The sequence below is a fragment of the Pseudomonas sp. 3JA genome (assembly GCF_036961705.1).
Taxonomy (GTDB): domain Bacteria; phylum Pseudomonadota; class Gammaproteobacteria; order Pseudomonadales; family Pseudomonadaceae; genus Aquipseudomonas; species Aquipseudomonas fluorescens_Q.
Genome location: NZ_JBAMDJ010000090.1, coordinates 1 through 1,819, shown reverse-complemented (window position 1 = coordinate 1,819; position 1,819 = coordinate 1). Strand labels below are relative to the sequence as shown.

The window sequence follows — 1,819 nt, the reverse complement described above, 5'->3', positions numbered from 1 at the left end:
AAAAGCTCAACAGTCATGGCCGATTGGTTTACAGCTCGAGCCACATGTGGATTTTGTCGAGGAACTCATCCTCCACGCGGATCGCCATCGGTTCGAGGCCGTACAGAACGAAACCACAACGCTGGTAGAGCTTGAGCGCCGGGGTGTTGCCGGCGGTGACGGTCAGTTGCACCAGGCGCAGGAAGGGATGACGCCGGGCTTCGGCGAGGGCGGCTTGGACCAGTTGGTAGCCGAGCCCACGATGGCGATGTTCATCGGCGACGTACATGCCGAACAGCAGCGCCTTGTGCCGGGCTTTTTCCCGGGGCTCCAGGGCCAGGCCGACGATGCCGACCAGCTCTTGCTCGACAAACGCCCCCAGCAGCACATCGAGCCGGCTGCCCAGGCGTGACTCCCACCAGTTGATAGGCAGCTTGGCCCGCTCGGTGACGCTGGAGGTGAAGGCCTGGGGATGCAGTGCGTATGCCTGGAGCATCAGCTGGCGATACGCCTGGGCATCGCCGGCCCTCAACCGTCGGATGCTCACGCCGAACGCCGTTGCTCAAACATCAGGCGCAACGCCAGCGCACCGAGGACAAACCCCATGAAGTAGCGCTGCGCCGCCAGCCAGGTCGGGTTGTGGACGAACCATGAGGCAATGCCGGCAGCGAACAGGGCGATCAGCAGGTTGACGCTGAAACTGACGCTGATCTGGGTCAGGCCCAGGATAATGCTCTGGGTGAACAACGAACCGTGTTCCGGGCTGATGAACTGCGGGAACACCGACAGGTAGAACACCGCGATCTTGGGGTTCAGGGCGCTGGTGAAAAAACCCATGGTGATCAACTTGCGTGTCGAGTCCGCTGGCAACTGCTGTGCCTCGAAGGGCGAACGCGCGCCCGGCTTGACCGCCTGCCAGGCCAGCCACAACAGGTACAGCGCACCGGCCCATTTCAATACTTCATAGGCCATGGGCACCGCCAGGAACACCGCAGTCAATCCGGCGGCCGCGGCGAACATGTGCACGAAGAACCCCGCCACCACCCCCAGCAGGGAGGTGACGCCGGCCTTGCGGCCCTGGCAGATCGAACGGGAGATCAGGTAGATCATGTTCGGGCCGGGCGTCAGTACCATCAGCAACGCGGCAGCGGCGAAAATCAACAGGTCCGGCAATGGAATCATGGGCATCAGTCCTTGAGGCGTGAATCAGCAGGCAGCTAGAAGTGTCGTTCGATAAAACGGCAGGATCACCTCGCCTGTCAACGGTGCCAGCAAAAGATTGCTGGCGCCGGCCGGGTCGATCCAGCACACCTCTTCAATTTCGGCTGCCGGCGAAACCGGGGCATCGATGCTCAGCAAAAATACCTCGGCCTGCACGATAAACCCCGGCTCGTTGGCCGCCGGAGCGCTGAACACGCCCAGGTAACGGGCCTGTGCCGGGTCGATCTGCAACCCAAGCTCCTCTTCCAGCTCCCGGGCCAGCGCCTGCACCGGCTGTTCATGGGCCTCGATCTTGCCGCCCGGCTGCATGAAGGCCCGGGTGCCGCGCTTGCGCACCAGCAGGGTTCGCCCGTCCGGCCCGAGCAACAGGGCGGCGGCTATGCGGATGAGGGAAGTGGTCATGATGAGTCAAAGCCTTGGGCAGAAAAATGCCAGGGAGATTACAGACCACGGTGGCAGGGAGCAAAGCCTGGCCCCAGTTTCAGAATCCGCACATTCCCCTATGGAAGGCAATAAAAGTAGATGCCCCGTGGCGAGGGAGCTTGCTCCCGCTGGACTGCGCAGCAGGCCCATTTTTGTGAGTGCTTCGCACTCAAGCGGGAGCAAGCTCCCTCGCCAC

3 protein-coding genes are annotated in these 1,819 nt (G+C 62.5%); all 3 read right to left on the bottom strand.

The window, feature by feature from the left end; all coding sequences use genetic code 11:
* Positions 1-28: 28 nt before the first annotated feature.
* Genes V7773_RS30155 through V7773_RS30145 form a run of 3 tightly spaced genes read right to left on the bottom strand, consistent with a single transcriptional unit; the run spans position 29 to position 1,602 of the window.
* A complete protein-coding gene (locus tag V7773_RS30155; protein ID WP_092464425.1) occupies positions 29-526 on the bottom strand; it encodes a GNAT family N-acetyltransferase in 498 nt (165 codons plus the stop codon).
* On the bottom strand, positions 523-1,161 hold the full coding sequence (locus V7773_RS30150) for a LysE family translocator (RefSeq protein ID WP_063324566.1): 639 nt from the start codon (positions 1,159-1,161) through the stop codon (positions 523-525). Before V7773_RS30150 ends, V7773_RS30155 begins: the two co-directional genes overlap by 4 nt.
* A gap of 24 nt (positions 1,162-1,185) precedes the next feature.
* The gene (locus tag V7773_RS30145) at positions 1,186-1,602 is read right to left on the bottom strand and encodes an NUDIX hydrolase (protein WP_092146950.1); all 417 of its coding nucleotides are present in this window, start codon (positions 1,600-1,602) and stop codon (positions 1,186-1,188) included.
* Positions 1,603-1,819 lie beyond the last annotated feature (217 nt).

Excerpts from the sequence above, each read along its gene's own strand:
- V7773_RS30150 (WP_063324566.1), bottom strand. The coding sequence starts at position 1,161 with ATGATTCCATTGCCGGACCTGTTGATTTTCGCCGCTGCCGCGTTGCTG.
- V7773_RS30145 (WP_092146950.1), bottom strand. The coding sequence starts at position 1,602 with ATGACCACTTCCCTCATCCGCATAGCCGCCGCCCTGTTGCTCGGGCCG.